Source organism: Arthrobacter sp. R4, from assembly GCF_051365025.1.
Taxonomy (GTDB): domain Bacteria; phylum Actinomycetota; class Actinomycetes; order Actinomycetales; family Micrococcaceae; genus Arthrobacter.
Window position 1 is genome coordinate 41,890 of record NZ_JBLWIJ010000017.1, and the last position, 15,764, is coordinate 57,653.

The 15,764-nt window shown below is 62.8% G+C and carries 11 protein-coding genes; 9 read left to right on the forward strand and 2 right to left on the reverse strand.

Translation table 11 applies throughout. From position 1 onward, the window contains the following. The first annotated feature begins 184 nt into the window (after positions 1-184). The 5 genes from rplA to rplL all read left to right on the forward strand — a co-directional run bounded on the left by rplA (position 185) and on the right by rplL (position 4,607). Positions 185-892, forward strand: a complete 708-nt coding sequence (gene rplA, locus ACLKOZ_RS11740; protein WP_337346860.1) for a 50S ribosomal protein L1 — start codon at positions 185-187, stop codon at positions 890-892. A gap of 125 nt (positions 893-1,017) precedes the next feature. Continuing rightward, complete coding sequence (locus tag ACLKOZ_RS11745; RefSeq protein WP_436475244.1) at positions 1,018-2,130, forward strand: GNAT family N-acetyltransferase; 1,113 nt, start codon at positions 1,018-1,020, stop codon at positions 2,128-2,130. An 8-nt stretch (positions 2,131-2,138) separates the two neighbouring features. After that, positions 2,139-3,257, forward strand: a complete 1,119-nt coding sequence (locus ACLKOZ_RS11750; RefSeq protein ID WP_337346862.1) for a GNAT family N-acetyltransferase — start codon at positions 2,139-2,141, stop codon at positions 3,255-3,257. A 309-nt stretch (positions 3,258-3,566) separates the two neighbouring features. Next, on the forward strand, positions 3,567-4,157 hold the full coding sequence (gene rplJ / locus ACLKOZ_RS11755; RefSeq protein WP_028269591.1) for a 50S ribosomal protein L10: 591 nt from the start codon (positions 3,567-3,569) through the stop codon (positions 4,155-4,157). Positions 4,158-4,235: 78 nt separating this feature from the next. Next, positions 4,236-4,607 (forward strand): 50S ribosomal protein L7/L12, encoded by a 372-nt coding sequence (gene rplL, locus ACLKOZ_RS11760; RefSeq protein WP_011692821.1) that lies wholly within the window; start codon positions 4,236-4,238, stop codon positions 4,605-4,607. Between the two features lie 116 nt (positions 4,608-4,723). On the opposite strand, the gene ACLKOZ_RS11765 is transcribed toward rplL, so the two are convergent. Together ACLKOZ_RS11765 and ACLKOZ_RS11770 are read right to left on the reverse strand one after the other, a co-directional pair. Then, on the reverse strand, positions 4,724-5,227 hold the full coding sequence (locus tag ACLKOZ_RS11765) for an aminoacyl-tRNA deacylase (RefSeq protein ID WP_436475247.1): 504 nt from the start codon (positions 5,225-5,227) through the stop codon (positions 4,724-4,726). After that, on the reverse strand, positions 5,227-6,426 hold the full coding sequence (locus ACLKOZ_RS11770) for an acetyl-CoA C-acetyltransferase (RefSeq protein ID WP_436475249.1): 1,200 nt from the start codon (positions 6,424-6,426) through the stop codon (positions 5,227-5,229). Before ACLKOZ_RS11770 ends, ACLKOZ_RS11765 begins: the two co-directional genes overlap by 1 nt. A gap of 212 nt (positions 6,427-6,638) precedes the next feature. Between ACLKOZ_RS11770 and ACLKOZ_RS11775 the strand changes: the two genes are divergently transcribed. The 4 genes from ACLKOZ_RS11775 (at position 6,639) to rpsL (ending at position 15,764) form a co-directional block, all read left to right on the forward strand. Next, a complete protein-coding gene (locus tag ACLKOZ_RS11775; RefSeq protein WP_436475251.1) occupies positions 6,639-7,106 on the forward strand; it encodes a hypothetical protein in 468 nt (155 codons plus the stop codon). A gap of 297 nt (positions 7,107-7,403) precedes the next feature. Next, positions 7,404-10,913 (forward strand): DNA-directed RNA polymerase subunit beta, encoded by a 3,510-nt coding sequence (gene rpoB, locus ACLKOZ_RS11780; protein WP_337346866.1) that lies wholly within the window; start codon positions 7,404-7,406, stop codon positions 10,911-10,913. Positions 10,914-11,020: 107 nt separating this feature from the next. Then, complete coding sequence (locus ACLKOZ_RS11785; protein WP_436475253.1) at positions 11,021-14,920, forward strand: DNA-directed RNA polymerase subunit beta'; 3,900 nt, start codon at positions 11,021-11,023, stop codon at positions 14,918-14,920. A 469-nt stretch (positions 14,921-15,389) separates the two neighbouring features. Next, a complete protein-coding gene (gene rpsL / locus ACLKOZ_RS11790) occupies positions 15,390-15,764 on the forward strand; it encodes a 30S ribosomal protein S12 (protein WP_018773658.1) in 375 nt (124 codons plus the stop codon).

Consider the following 15,764-nt stretch of genomic DNA (forward strand, 5'->3'; position numbering starts at 1 on the left):
GCCAGGGCGTTGGGTTCGGGAAACCGATCACGACGGCGGGCGGCACCGCCGGGAAACCGGCACCACTGCCGGAGAACCGGCACAAACCGTAATGTTGGAATCCGCGTACACCAGCCGGATCACCAACTGTGGCAGGGCCCAGCGCGGTCCGCAGACCACAACTGCACAAGGAGAAATAAGCAGCATGGCAAAGCGCAGCAAAGCATATGAGGCAGCAGCCGCCAAGATCGACGCGGAGAAGTTCTACGCGCCGTTCGAGGCAGTAACGCTCGCCAAGGACACCAACCCGTCCAAGTTCGACGCCACCGTTGAGGTCGCTTTCCGCCTCGGCGTTGACCCCCGCAAGGCTGACCAGATGGTCCGCGGCACCGTCAACCTGCCCCACGGCACCGGTAAGGTCTCCCGCGTCCTGGTTTTCGCAACGGGCGACAAGGCTGAGGCAGCAATCGCAGCCGGCGCCGACTTCGTTGGTTCCGATGACCTGATCGAAAAGATCGCCGCTGGCTGGACCGACTTCGATGCAGCCGTAGCCACCCCTGACCTTATGGGCAAGGTTGGCCGTCTTGGTAAGGTGCTGGGTCCCCGTAACCTGATGCCGAACCCGAAGACCGGCACAGTCACCCCGGATGTCGCAAAGGCTGTCAACGACATCAAGGGCGGCAAGATCGACTTCCGCGTCGACAAGCACTCGAACCTGCACTTCATCATCGGCAAGGTTTCGTTCGACGCCATCAAGCTGGCCGAAAACTACGCCGCAGCACTGGAAGAGGTGCTTCGCCTGAAGCCGTCCGCTTCCAAGGGCCGCTACATCCAGAAGGCCACTGTGGCCACCACGTTCGGTCCGGGCATCTCCGTTGACCCCAACGTCACCAAGGTCCTGACCGAGGTCTAATCCTCAACAGCGCCTGCTGCCGGACCTGTCCGGCACACAAAGAGACCGCCCGGCATCGCGCCGGGCGGTCTCTTTGCTTAAGCCCGCACCCTCGACTAAATCCTGCGGATGGCTAGGCTGGGGGCATGACCGCCCTGGCCATCACCGCTGTTCAGATCCCGCCAACGCCCGACGGCGGCACCCCGGCTGCAGAGGGAAGTCCGGACGGTGCCGCGGACTTCCGTGCCTGTCAGGCCCTCCGTGAAGCCCACGAGCAGGAGAAATGGGGCAACCTTGACCGCTGCCTTACTCCAGCCGAGGCAATGGAGTTCTGGCGCGGCAACGAGTATGAGGAGCGGCACCTCTTTGCCGCACGGCTCGGCGGAGAGCTGGTGGGCCTGTGCTCGGTCACGCTGCCCCTGCGGGAGAACACGGCCAGTGCCGGGATCGATGTCCTGGTGGCCCCGGCCTACCGGCGCTGCGGGTGGGGGAGGCGCCTGCTGGAGTACGCCGAGTCCGTTGCGGCGACGCGGGGCAGGACATCGCTGGACGCCTACTGCGAGATCCCGCTGGAGCAGGCAGAACGCCCAGGAACCTTGCTGCCGGCAAAATCAGGCGCAGGCGGGCTCCCGCGGGAAGAGGCTTCAACTGCCTTTGCCGCCGATGCCGGATATGAGTTGGAGCAAGTGGAGCGGTCCAGCCGGCTAGCCCTACCCGTTCCTGCAGAGCGCCTGGAAATGCTGGAGACCGAGGCATCCGCCCACGCACTGGACTATAAGGTTCTCACCTGGACGGAGGCCTGTCCCGAGGAGTTCGTCGTCGAATACTCCGCCCTGAAGGCCCGAATGAGCACCGATGTGCCCACGGCCGGGTTGGACTGGGGCCCCGAGGACTGGGACGCGGCCCGGGTGCGGGAAGAGGAAGAAACGCTGGTCCGCAGTGGTGTACAGGCCCTGGTGGCCGCCGCGATGCACAGCACATCCGGCAGGCTGGCGGCCTATACCGTCCTGAATTGGCGCCCGGAGGTTCCTGCGACGATCATCCAACAGGACACGTTGGTGTCTGCAGAACACCGGGGACACCGCTTGGGAATGCTGGTCAAGCTCGCGAACCTGCGTCTGGCACAGCAGCGCTGGCCCGCCGCGCGGTCGGTCCTTACGTGGAATGCCAGCGAAAACCAGCATATGCTGGCGATAAATATTTCGCTTGGATTCAAGCCTGCTGGCTATGAAGGTGAGTGGCAGAAACGGCTGGGATGATGCCCCTTATGGCAAACGACGTGAAGATCGAGCAGCTGTGGATCCCGGATTCGCTGGACGCACCGGACGCGGCGGACTTCCTGGCCGCCGTTGAGGTGGGCCGCAAGGTCCGGATGCAGACCTGGGGCACTGATGATCTGGCGTATGCGCCGCTGGAGAAACTCCTGGAGCTTGAGGACCCCTACGAACGCCAGATCATCCTGGTGGCAAAGGTCGACGGTGAGATCGTAGGTACCGTTGATATCGCCCTTCCACTGGCCGATAACCTGGACCTGGCCGAGTTCACGCTGGACATCCTGCCCGAATTCCAGCGCCAGGGCGTTGGCCGGAAACTATTGCTCGCCGCCGAACACCTGGCGCGGGCTGAGGGCCGGACCATGATCCTGGTGGATACCAACCACCCGGGTGCTTCACTGCACGAGTTCGAGAAAGCCCAGCTGGTCCCGGGATCGGGCCAGGGCTTTGTTCCACTGGAGAGCCGCGAAGTCGAGTTTGCCCGCAAGACGGGGTATACGCTGCAGCACATTGAGCAGTTCAGTTCCTGCGCCCTGCCCCTGGACACCAAGCTCGTGGCCGACCTCCAGGCGGAGGCGGACGCCGCCAACAACGGCCGGTACCGCCTGCATCACTGGACGGACCGCTGCCCGGACGAGTGGCTGGAGGCGGTGGCCGTGTTGGAGAACCAGGCGGGCGCCGACGTCGACCCATCGCTGCAGACCCCTGTCGAGCAGGACATGGTGTTCGACGGCGGCATCCTGCGTGAGGCGGAAGAGGCCACGATTGCCCAGGGTCGCCGGACGGTGGTTACGGCTGTTGAGCACCTTGCCACGGGCGCTTTGGTGGGCCTGACCACAATCAGCGTCCTGGCCCACCGCGCCGACGTGGTGTTCCAGGACGACACCCTGGTGCTCCAGGAACACCGCGGGAATAAGCTGGGGCTGCTGATCAAGGTGGCCAACATGGAACGCCTCACCGAGCAGTTCCCGGACGCGAGGGTCATTTATACCTGGAACGCCCCGGAGAACAGATACCTGCTGACCGTCAACAAGCAGTTGGGGTTCACTACGGCGGGGGTGACGGGCATCTGGCAAAAGGAACTCCCGCAGTTGGGCGCCAGCAAGAGCTGAGCCTTCGATGTGCACGATTTGGTAGAGGGAGGCCGCGTCCCGTAAGCTTGAACTACCAAAGACCGTCGGTTGTTGGAAATCCACTCTTCTGAACACAGCTCAACTCTGTAGTTTGTGCGCTGGAGATCAAGTGGTTTTCTGGACGAAGGACCCTGAACGTAGGGCGGCCGGCGCAGGTGAACGAAGCAAAGCTCCATGGTGTGAAACTGTGTTGAGCCAAGCCCCGTGCATCTGCGCGGGGCGTTTTTAGTTTTAGCTCACCTTGAGCGGGGACCGTCGAATACCGGCACTATCCCCGGAAGGAGGGTTATGGCAACGCCTGCAAAGGTTTCAGCAGTAGCTGAGATCACTAACGATTTCAAGGAATCGAACGCCGCTGTCCTGACCGAATACCGTGGGCTCACTGTTGCACAGCTCAAGCAGCTGCGTGTTTCTCTCGGCCAGGACACCAAGTTCTCGGTCGTCAAGAACACCCTGACCGCCATTGCAGCCAAGGAAGCTGGTGTCGAAGCATTCGACGGCCAGCTCGCCGGCCCCACTGCAATCGCGTTCATCAAGGGTGACGCAGTTGCAGCGGCCAAGAGCCTGACGGATTTTGCCAAGACCAACAAGCAGCTGGTTATCAAGACCGGTTACTTCGAGGGCAAGGCACTGAACGCCAGCGAAGTTGCTGCCCTGGCAGCACTCGAGTCCCGCGAGCTGCAGCTCGCCAAGGTTGCAGGGATCCTCAAGGCTCCTGCTGCCGCTGCTGCACGCATCATTGACGCCCTGCGCCTCAAGCTTGAAGAAGAGAACGGTGCACCGGCAGCAGCCGAAGCGCCCGCCGCTGAAGAAGCCCCGGCCGCAGAAGCAGCAGAGACCGAAGCTCCGGCCGAGGCCGCAGCCACCGAAGAGAACTAACTCTCTTTCAAACCAGACTCCGGTGTGAAGGCAACGGCCCTGGCCGCCAAGCACCACCTATAGGAAGGACGCCACACCATGGCGAAGCTCACCAACGAAGAGCTCATTGAAGCTTTCAAGGAACTGACCATCATCGAGCTCTCCGAGTTCGTCAAGCTCTTCGAAGAGACCTTCGAAGTTACTGCTGCTGCTGTTGCCGTTGCCGGCCCGGCCGCTGCTGCTGAAGAAGCCGAAGAGAAGACCGACTTCGACGTCGTTCTCGAGGCTGCTGGCGACAAGAAGATCGCAGTGATCAAGGAAGTTCGCGCCATCACTTCCCTGGGCCTGAAGGAAGCCAAGGACCTGGTTGACAGTGCTCCGAAGGCTGTCCTCGAAGGTGCAACCAAGGAAGCTGCCGAGAAGGCCAAGGAGCAGCTCGAGGCTGCCGGCGCCACCGTTACCCTCAAGTAACACTCGCTTTTCCAACAGGAAGCCCCGTCCACTCCGGTGGGCGGGGCTTCCTGCGTTAAACCAACTAGGTAGCAGCTGATGTCGTTATGGGGGCTCATAACGACATCTGCTGCTACCTACATGGGGTTGGGATCGGAGATGTCCGCGACGGTTGCGCCCAGGGCAGCAGTCAGGGCGTCGGCGTCAACAAAGGCGCTGAAACCATGCTGCCCGGCGCCCATGGAGATCCGGCGCCCGGCAATCGTCTGGTCGGCGTAAACCGGCCACGCCTTGGTGCTGCCCAGCGGAGTAATGGTGCCCCGTTCGTATCCCGTGGCATCGAGGGCGACGTCGGGCGGCGGCAGCGACAGCTTGTTGACTCCCACCAGGGCCCGGAGCTTGGGCCAGGAGATCTGCCGGTCACCGGGGATCAACGCGAACAGGAAGCTGCCGTCCTTGTGCTTGACCACCAGGGACTTCACGATGTCCGCCGGGGTTATGCCCAGGATGCCCGCAGCCTCCTCAAGGCTCCGGGCGGCTAGGCGCTCCACCACCTCGACGTCGAGGCCACGCGCCGCGGCGTCAGCCAGGAAGCGCCGGCGTCCGACGGCGGCACTTCCGTTGTCGGCTTGCGCCACCATCAGTCCCGGTACAGCAGGAGCGCTTCGCCCTGCCCTCCGCCGCCGCACAGGGAGACGGCAGCCTTGCCGCTTCCGCGCCGCTTGAGTTCATGGGCCGCGTGCAGTGCCAGCCGAGCCCCCGAGGCGCCGATGGGGTGGCCCAGGGCAATGGCCCCGCCATGGATATTGCACTGCTCCAGCGGGTAGTCCAGGTCCTTCAGGGACTGCACTGCCACGGAACCGAATGCTTCGTTGATCTCGATGAAGTCCAGGTCCGCCGTGGTCCAGCCTGCCCGGCCAAGGGCGCTCTGGAGCGCATGTGAGGGCTGGGAGTGAAGCGAGTTGTCCGGCCCGGCCACCTGTCCGGGCTTACCGACGACGGCCAGGTACTCCAACCCGTTGTCTTCGGCGAACTGCCGCGACGCGAGTACCAGCGCGGAGGCGCCGTCGGACAGGGGAGAGGAGTTGCCGGCGGTGATAGTCCCGTCCGTCACGAACGCTGCCTTGAGGCCGGCCAGTGTTTCGATGGAGGTGTTGGGCCGAACACCTTCGTCCGCGGCGACAACAAGGGGGTCGCCCTTGCGCTGCTTGACACTGATCGGTGCGATTTCGTCGTCGAACACGCCGTTCTTCGCTGCCAGCGCGGCACGCTGGTGGGACTGGGCAGCCACGTTGTCCTGGGACGTGCGGTCAATGCCGAGGGCGAGGTTCCTCGTTTCGGTGGAAAGACCCATGGATTGGCCGTCGAAGGCGTCAGTGAGTCCGTCGTGTGCCGCGACGTCCAGGGCCTGGATCGCGCCGTAGGTCCAGCCCTGGCGTGAGCCGGGCAGCAGGTGCGGCGCGCGCGTCATGGACTCCTGTCCGCCGGCCACCACCACAGTGGCATCGCCGCTGCGGATGAGGCGGGCGGCGTCTATGACCGCGGTCAGGCCGGAGAGGCACACTTTGTTGATAGTGACCGTCGGAACATTCCAGCCGATCCCGGCCCCGATGGCGCTTTGCCTGGCAGGATTCTGGCCCGCTCCGGCCTGAAGCACCTGGCCCATGATCACCGCATCCACGCGCCCGGCGTCCACGCCGCTTGCCGCGATCGCGGCCTTGATGGCGTGGGCTCCGAGTTCGACGGCGGTGAAGCTCGCCAGTTGCCCATTCAGCCGGCCCTGGGGGGTCCGCGCCGCTGAGAGGATGACAACGTCAGTGTTGTCTGTGGAGTTGCCCATTGTTATCTCTTCCGATCTGAACCGATGTAGGCCAAGGCTACCGTGAGCTTCCTCACCTAATTATCCAAACATTGGCAGGCGCAGGCGAATTCCTTCAGCACGCGGCAGGGGAGAACTACCCATCACCGAAACGTGCAAGGCGTCGGCGGCCTCAGTAGGGTGGACGGCGGGTATGACAGCATCGCCGCAGAACAAAAACAGGGAGCATCATCTTGAAGAAAATCCTCGCCGTGGCAGCGGTCGCAAGCCTTGCAGGGCTATCGGCCTGCAGCGTAGTCGCCCCCGCCCCCGCTCCCACCACGGCGATGGCCACCCCCACGACGTCCAGCCCCGCATCTTCGCGGCCGACGCCGTCGCGCTCTTCCGACGCCCAGGCGCCGCAGGCAGGAGGTGTCCGGGCCGCCTGCGAGCAGTTCAACAAGCTCTACGCCGATTACAAGGCCATTAAGGATGACGCCAACGCCTACGAAGAGATCTACTTCGCCGCCCAGGACGCCAAGGACGTTGCGTCCGGCAACCAGAAGGGATTGTTTACGTCCCTGGGCGTCCTCTCCCTGGACAGGTCGTCGGCGGTTGAAAGCGGCGGTGAAGTGGACCAATCGTCAAAGGACATGGTCCGTGACGCGGTTTTCGCCAACGCCCAGGAATGCACAGCTGAGGGTGTCACGCTCCGGCTCTGAGCCGCGTCCGAATGCGAAAAATATGGGTCTTGCAATAACGCGCGATGTGGGGTAGACACGTAATCGGTTTTGCCGTATCGTAGATATTTGCGTCTTCCCTGTTTACCTTCAGCCTTCATATAGCGGTGGGCTTTGCCTGGCAGCTGACCATCAACGTGCCGTCAACAACGTCATTGTATGGGCAGCCCGGGCCCCGGGTCATATAGCGGAACCGGATGGTAGCACTGCGGAGTCATTCTGCAGGGTGCACAGCGGGGGAGATCTGAAAACGCCTGAAGGTCTGTGGAAGGATCCCTCTTGGTCGCCTCGAGCACCTCTAATAACGAAACCGCTAACACCGCCGACAGCACTGATGGTGCCACTCGCCGGCTCTCATTCGCAAAGATTCACGAACCGCTTGACGTTCCGAATCTTCTTGCCCTGCAGACGGACAGCTTTGACTGGCTGGTCGGAAACGAACGCTGGCAGGCACGCGTAGCGAAAGCCGTAGAAGAAAACGACCTCAGCGTCGCCACCACGTCCGGACTGTCGGACATCTTCGAAGAGATCTCCCCGATTGAGGACTTCCAGGGCACCATGTCCCTGAGCTTCTCCGATCCGGAGTTCGCTGACCCGAAGTACACCATGGCCGAGTGCAAGGACCGGGACGCAACGTACTCGGCACCGCTGTACGTCAAGGCCGAGTTCATGAACAACAACACGGGCGAAATCAAGCAGCAGACCGTGTTCATGGGCGACTTCCCCCTGATGACGGAGAAGGGTACCTTCGTCGTCAACGGCACCGAGCGTGTCGTCGTCTCCCAGCTGGTCCGTTCGCCGGGCGCCTACTTTGAGCGCACCGCCGACAAGACCAGTGACAAGGACATCTTCACTGCCAAGATCATCCCGTCCCGTGGTGCATGGTTTGAACTCGAGATCGACAAGCGCGACCAGGTCGGCGTACGCCTCGACCGTAAGCGCAAGCAGTCCGTCACCGTGCTGCTGAAGGCCCTTGGCTGGACCGAAGGCCAGATCCTCGAAGAGTTCGGCCAGTACGACTCCATGCGCGCCACGCTCGAGAAGGACGCAACCGAGACCCGCGAAGACGCGTTGCTGGACATCTACCGGAAGCTGCGACCGGGCGAGCCGCCCACAGTCGAGGCTGCCCAGTCCCTGCTGGACAACCTGTACTTCAACTCCAAGCGCTACGATCTGGCCAAAGTCGGCCGTTACAAGATCAACCGCAAGCTTGGCATCGACCGCTCCCTTGGCGACAAGGAAGCCTCGGTCCTGCACGTTGAAGACATCGTGGCCATGATCAAGTTCCTGGTTGCCCTGCACGCCGGCGAGAAGACCCTGACGGGTAAGCGCGACGGCCAGGACCACGAACTGCGCGTTGAGATCGATGACATCGACCACTTCGGCAACCGTCGTATCCGCGCCGTCGGCGAGCTCATCGAGAACCAGGTCCGCACCGGCCTGTCCCGTATGGAGCGCGTCGTCCGCGAGCGTATGACCACCCAGGACGTCGAGGCCATCACGCCGCAGACCCTGATCAACATCCGTCCGGTTGTTGCAGCCATCAAGGAGTTCTTCGGAACCTCCCAGCTGTCGCAGTTCATGGACCAGAACAACCCGCTGTCGGGTCTGACCCACAAGCGCCGTCTGTCCGCGCTTGGCCCGGGTGGTCTGTCCCGTGACCGTGCAGGCATGGAAGTTCGAGACGTTCACCCGTCCCACTACGGACGTATGTGCCCCATCGAAACCCCTGAAGGCCCGAACATTGGCCTGATCGGTTCGCTGGCTTCCTACGGCCGCATCAACCCGTTCGGCTTCATCGAGACGCCGTACCGCCTGGTCAAGGACGGCGTCGTTTCCGACAACGTCCAGTACCTGACGGCCGACGACGAAGCAGAGGTCCTGATCGCCCAGGCCAACGCTCCGCTGGATGAGAACAAGAAGTTCGCCGAAGAGACCGTCCTGGTCCGCGCCCGTGGTGGTGGAGGCGAGCCCGTGCTGGTTCCTGCCGCCGACGTCGAGTTCATGGACGTTTCCCCGCGCCAGATGGTGTCCGTGGCTACGGCCCTGATCCCGTTCCTCGAGCATGACGATGCTAACCGTGCACTCATGGGTGCCAACATGCAGCGCCAGGCTGTGCCGCTGGTCCGTTCCGAGGCTCCGTTCGTGGGCACCGGCATGGAGCGCGCAGCCGCCGTCGACGCCGGTGATGTCACCATCGCGAAGAAGGCCGGTGTGGTCACCGAGGTCTCCGCTGAGCTGGTCATCATGCTCAACGACGACGGCACGGAAACCAACTACCGCATCAACAAGTTCGCACGCTCCAACCAGGGCAACTGCTACAACAACCGTGTCCTGGTGAACGAAGGCCAGCGCCTCGAGGTTGGCGGCATCATCGCCGACGGCCCGGCAACTGACCAGGGCGAGCTCGCCCTCGGCAAGAACCTGCTCGTGGCATTCATGTCATGGGAAGGCCACAACTTCGAGGACGCGATCATCCTCTCGCAGCGCATTGTTGCCGAGGACGTCCTTTCCTCCATCCACATCGAGGAGCACGAGATCGATGCCCGCGACACCAAACTTGGTGCCGAGGAAATCACCCGTGACATCCCCAACGTGTCCGAGGAAGTACTGGCTGGCCTGGACGAGCGCGGCATCATCCACATCGGTGCCGAGGTTGAAGCCGGCGACATCCTGGTCGGAAAGGTCACCCCGAAGGGTGAAACCGAACTGACCCCGGAAGAGCGCCTGCTGCGCGCCATCTTCGGTGAGAAGTCCCGCGAAGTGCGCGACACCTCCCTGAAGGTTCCGCACGGCGAGTCCGGCACCGTCATCGGCGTCCGCGTCTTCGACCGCGACAACGACGACGAACTGCCGCCGGGCGTCAACCAGCTGGTCCGCGTCTACGTGGCCGCCAAGCGCAAGATCACCGACGGCGACAAGCTCGCCGGCCGCCACGGCAACAAGGGCGTCATCTCCAAGATCCTTCCGATCGAGGACATGCCCTTCCTTGCCGACGGCACCCCCGTTGATATTGTCCTGAACCCGCTGGGTGTTCCGGGCCGAATGAACGTCGGCCAGGTGCTCGAAACGCACCTCGGCTGGGTTGCCAAGACCGGTTGGAAGATCGAAGGCGAGCCCGAGTGGGTCAAGCAGCTGCCGAACCTGCCGCGCGAGAGTGGCCAGACCACTGTTGCAACGCCCGTGTTCGACGGTGCCCGCGAAGAGGAAATCACCGGCCTGCTGGACTCCACTAACGTGACCCGCGACGGCGAACGCCTGATCAACTCCTCGGGCAAGACCCGCCTGTTTGACGGCCGCTCCGGTGAGCCGTTCCCGGATCCGATCTCTGTTGGCTACATGTACATCCTGAAGCTCCACCACCTGGTGGACGACAAGATCCACGCCCGCTCCACCGGTCCGTACTCCATGATCACGCAGCAGCCGCTGGGTGGTAAGGCACAGTTCGGTGGCCAGCGCTTCGGTGAAATGGAAGTGTGGGCGCTCGAAGCTTACGGCGCCGCTTACACGCTCCAGGAGCTCCTCACGATCAAGTCGGATGACATCCACGGTCGCGTGAAGGTCTACGAAGCAATCGTCAAGGGCGAGAACATCCCCGAGCCGGGCGTTCCTGAGTCCTTCAAGGTCTTGATCAAGGAAATGCAGTCGCTGTGCCTGAACGTGGAAGTGCTTTCCACGGACGGAACCACAATTGAAATGCGTGACTCTGATGACGCAGTCTTCACGGCTGCGGAAGAACTGGGCATCGATCTGTCTCGTGCAGAGCCCAGTTCCGTAGAAGAGGTCTAGAGTCCTCCGGAGCAAGGCAGCCGGCCCGTCCGCTGCCTTGCTCCGGGGCTCCCTCTTCCCGTAACCAAGACTTCAGAATTTAGAGAACAAGAGAGAACAGGGACCATATGTCCAGCGAATCCTCCTTCGGCCTCATGCAGATCGGCCTCGCCACCGCGGAAGACATCCGTGGCTGGTCTTACGGCGAGGTTAAGAAGCCGGAAACCATCAACTACCGCACGCTCAAGCCTGAGAAGGACGGCCTCTTCTGCGAGAAGATCTTCGGCCCGTCCCGCGACTGGGAGTGCTACTGCGGTAAGTACAAGCGCGTGCGCTTCAAGGGCATCATTTGCGAACGGTGTGGCGTTGAAGTCACCCGCGCGAAGGTCCGCCGTGAGCGCATGGGCCACATCGAGCTGGCCGCACCGGTCACGCACATCTGGTACTTCAAGGGTGTCCCCTCCCGTCTGGGCTACCTCCTTGACCTGGCTCCGAAGGACCTCGAAAAGGTCATCTACTTCGCCGCCTACATGATCACCAGCGTCGACGAGGCTGCCCGCCACGAGGAACTGCCCAACCTGCAGGTTGAGCACGACATCGAGAAGAAGCAGCTGATCGACAACCGCGACTCCGACATCGCGGCCATCGCCCGCGACCTCGAAGGCGAAATTGCGCGCCTTGAGGGTGAGGGTGCCAAGGCTGCCGACAAGAAGAAGGCCCGCGACTCCGCCGACCGCCAGATGGCGAACGTGCGTAAGCGCGCCGACGCCGACATCGAGCGCCTCGAGCAGGTCTGGGACCGCTTCAAGAACCTGAAGGTCGCAGACCTCGAAGGTGACGAGGGCCTGTACCGCGAGCTGCGCGACCGCTACGGTATCTACTTCGAAGGCTCCATGGGTGCCGAAGCCATCAAGAAGCGTCTTGAGGGCTTCGACATGCAGGCCGAGTCTGACCTGCTGCGCGACATCATTGCCAACGGCAAGGGCCAGCGCAAGACCCGCGCCCTGAAGCGCCTGAAGGTTGTCAACGCGTTCCTGACCACCAACAACAGCCCGCTTGGCATGGTTCTGGATGCCGTCCCGGTGATCCCGCCGGAACTGCGCCCGATGGTCCAGCTGGACGGTGGCCGCTTCGCGACCTCCGACCTCAACGACCTCTACCGCCGTGTGATCAACCGCAATAACCGACTCAAGCGCCTGCTTGACCTGGGTGCTCCGGAGATCATCGTCAACAACGAGAAGCGCATGCTTCAAGAAGCTGTTGACAGCCTCTTCGACAACGGCCGCCGCGGCCGTCCGGTCACTGGACCGGGCAACCGTCCGCTGAAGTCCCTGAGCGACATGCTCAAGGGCAAGCAGGGTCGTTTCCGCCAGAACCTCCTCGGCAAGCGTGTTGACTACTCCGGCCGTTCGGTCATCGTCGTCGGCCCGCAGCTGAAGCTGCACCAGTGCGGCCTGCCCAAGCAGATGGCCCTGGAGCTCTTCAAGCCGTTCGTGATGAAGCGCCTGGTTGACCTCAACCACGCCCAGAACATCAAGTCGGCCAAGCGCATGGTCGAGCGCTACCGCCCGCAGGTCTGGGATGTGCTCGAAGAGATCATCACCGAACACCCGGTGCTGCTCAACCGTGCACCTACCCTGCACCGCCTTGGTATCCAGGCGTTCGAACCGCAGCTCGTTGAGGGCAAGGCAATCCAGCTCCACCCGCTGGTTTGTGGCGCGTTCAACGCTGACTTCGACGGCGACCAGATGGCAGTGCACCTGCCGCTGAGCCCGGAGGCCCAGGCCGAGGCACGCATCCTGATGCTGTCCTCGAACAACATCCTGAAGCCGTCCGATGGACGCCCGGTCACCCTGCCGTCGCAGGATATGATCATCGGCCTCTACCACCTGACCACCAAGCGTGTCGGTTCAGCTGGCGAAGGCCGCGTCTTCGGCTCGGTTGCCGAAGCCATCATGGCTTTCGACGCCCGTGAGCTGCACCTGAACTCGCAGGTCCGAATCCGCCTCGAAGGCTTTGTTCCGTACGCCGGCTGGGAAGCTCCCGAAGGTTGGGAGCCGGGTCAGCCCGCCCTCGTCCAGACCTCCCTGGGCCAGGTCCTCTTCAACGAGACCCTGCCCGAGGATTACCCCTGGGTTGAGGCTGTTGCCGACAAGGGTGAACTGTCCCGCATCGTCAACGACCTCGCTGAGCGCTACCCGAAGGTTGTTACCGCGGCGACGCTGGACAACCTGAAGGATTCAGGCTTCTACTGGGCCACCCGTTCAGGCGTTACCGTTGCCATCTCCGACATCGAGGTTCCGGCCGCAAAGCCTGCCATCCTTGCCGGCTATGAGGAGCGGGCCGCCAAGATCCAGGGCCAGTACGACAAGGGCCTGATCGACGACGACGAGCGTCGCCAGGAACTGATCGAGATCTGGAACAAGGCAACCAACGAGATCGCCCAGGCGATGCGTGACAGCCTGTCCCCGATGAACACCATCAACCGCATGGTGTCCTCCGGTGCACGTGGTAACTGGATGCAGGTCCGCCAGATCGCGGGTATCCGTGGCCTGGTGGCCAACCCGAAGGGTGAAATCATCCCGCGTCCCATCAAGTCCTCCTACCGCGAGGGCCTGTCGGTGCTGGAATACTTCATCGCCACCCACGGTGCCCGTAAGGGTCTGGCTGACACCGCACTGCGTACCGCCAACTCGGGTTACCTGACCCGTCGTCTGGTGGACGTGTCCCAGGACGTCATCGTCCGCGAAGAGGACTGCGGTACCGAACGCGGTCTGGTGACTCCGATCGCCGTCGCAGACTCCAACGGCGAGCTGGTCCTGGACGAGAACGTCGAGAACAGCGCGTACGCCCGTACCTTGGCCGTGGATGTCCTTGACTCCAAGGGCAATGTCCTGGCTCCGGCCGGCACTGACTGCGGCGACGTCGTGATTGCTGAGCTGTTCGCGGCAGGCATCACCGAGGTCAAGGTCCGCTCTGTACTCACGTGTGAGTCCAGCGTGGGCACCTGCGCTCTGTGCTACGGACGTTCCCTGGCAACCGGCAAGACCGTGGACATCGGAGAGGCCGTGGGCATCATCGCCGCACAGTCCATCGGTGAGCCCGGCACGCAGCTGACCATGCGTACGTTCCACACCGGTGGTGCTGTTTCCGCCAGTGGTGGCGACGACATCACCCAGGGTCTGCCCCGTATCCAGGAGCTCTTCGAAGCCCGTACTCCGAAGGGTGTCGCACCGATTGCTGAAGCAGCCGGCCGCATCACCATTGAAGAGTCCGAGCGCCAGATGCGCCTCGTCATCACCCCCGATGACGGATCCGAAGAGATCGCCTACCCGGTACTGCGCCGTTCACGCCTCCTCATCGAGGATGGCGAGCACGTCACAGTGGGCCAGAAGCTCATCAACGGTCCGGTCGATCCCAAGCAGGTGCTGCGCATCATGGGTCCCCGTGCCGCGCAGAAGTTCCTGGTGGATGAAGTCCAGGGCGTGTACCGCAGCCAGGGCATCGGTATCCACGACAAGCACGTCGAGGTTATCGTCCGCCAGATGCTGCGCCGCGTCACGGTCATCGAGTCCGGCGAATCGGACCTGCTGCCCGGCGAGCTCGCCGAGCGCAGCCGCTTCGAGGATGCCAACCGCCGTGTTGTGTCCGAGGGCAAGACTCCGGCTTCCGGACGTCCTGAGCTCATGGGCATCACCAAGGCGTCCTTGGCCACCGAGTCCTGGCTGTCCGCAGCTTCCTTCCAGGAGACCACCCGCGTCCTGACGCAGGCGGCCATGGAAGGCAAGAGCGATCCGCTGCTCGGCCTCAAGGAGAACGTCATCATCGGTAAGCTGATCCCGGCTGGCACGGGTCTCCCGCGCTACACCGAGGTCACCGTGGAGCCCACTGAAGAAGCAAAGGCCAACCTGTTCACCGGCCCCAGCGCGTTCAGTGACTTCTCGTACGACACCCTGGGAGGCGACGGAGCACCTGAGTTCCACGCCATCCCCTTGGATGACTACGACCTCGGCAACGATTTCCGGTAACCGCGTTACTCAACGGCGTCGGCCCCGTCTCCAGCCTGCTTTAACGAGCAGGTCGGGGCGGGGCCTTCCGTTTCCCCAACTGGGTAGCAGCAGGTGTCGTTTTGGGCGCCCATAACGACACCTGCTGCTACCTAGTTGGGGGAGGGGCGCCGATTAAGGCCTGGCGGGAGTCCATGTTAGACTTGTTACCAATTGTTATTGTGGCAGTGGATGAGTGCGCCGGTTCCAGCTGAAAGGCTGAACCAGAGCGACGTTTCCGGTTTGCAGGGTTCTTGTGCAACGTATGCCACATTTTCGCATGCCTAGGGACCTTTGAAGACGTCAGTCATAACAATCCCCGGGGTGCGATCCGACTATTAAGGCTTCGCCTCAGCTGCTCTGGAGATTCCCTTCAAAGCCCGGGCGGCGAGGCAACGCAACAAGAGAGTGGCTGGAAGCGGCCACTCCGGATAAAACGGAGAACACGAGAGTGCCTACGATTAACCAGCTGGTCCGCAAGGGCCGCACGCCTAAGGTCAAAAAGACCAAGGCTCCCGCGCTTAACGGCAGCCCCATGCGCCGCGGTGTCTGCACCCGCGTTTACACCACCACCCCGAAGAAGCCGAACTCGGCTCTGCGTAAGGTGGCACGTGTACGCCTCAACGGTGGCATTGAAGTCACCGCTTACATCCCCGGTGTAGGCCACAACCTGCAGGAGCACTCCATTGTGCTCGTTCGCGGCGGTCGCGTGAAGGACCTCCCGGGTGTCCGCTACAAGATCGTCCGTGGCGCCCTCGATACCCAGGGTGTCAAGAACCGTAAGCAGGCCCGCAGCCGCTACGGCGCAAAGATGGAGAAGAAGTAA

Coding starts and splice junctions, on each gene's coding strand:
- rplA (WP_337346860.1), top strand. CDS start 185: ATGGCAAAGCGCAGCAAAGCATATGAGGCAGCAGCCGCCAAGATCGAC.
- ACLKOZ_RS11745 (WP_436475244.1), top strand. CDS start 1,018: ATGACCGCCCTGGCCATCACCGCTGTTCAGATCCCGCCAACGCCCGAC.
- ACLKOZ_RS11750 (WP_337346862.1), top strand. CDS start 2,139: ATGGCAAACGACGTGAAGATCGAGCAGCTGTGGATCCCGGATTCGCTG.
- rplJ (WP_028269591.1), top strand. CDS start 3,567: ATGGCAACGCCTGCAAAGGTTTCAGCAGTAGCTGAGATCACTAACGAT.
- rplL (WP_011692821.1), top strand. CDS start 4,236: ATGGCGAAGCTCACCAACGAAGAGCTCATTGAAGCTTTCAAGGAACTG.
- ACLKOZ_RS11765 (WP_436475247.1), bottom strand. CDS start 5,227: ATGGTGGCGCAAGCCGACAACGGAAGTGCCGCCGTCGGACGCCGGCGC.
- ACLKOZ_RS11770 (WP_436475249.1), bottom strand. CDS start 6,426: ATGGGCAACTCCACAGACAACACTGACGTTGTCATCCTCTCAGCGGCG.
- ACLKOZ_RS11785 (WP_436475253.1), top strand. CDS start 11,021: ATGTCCAGCGAATCCTCCTTCGGCCTCATGCAGATCGGCCTCGCCACC.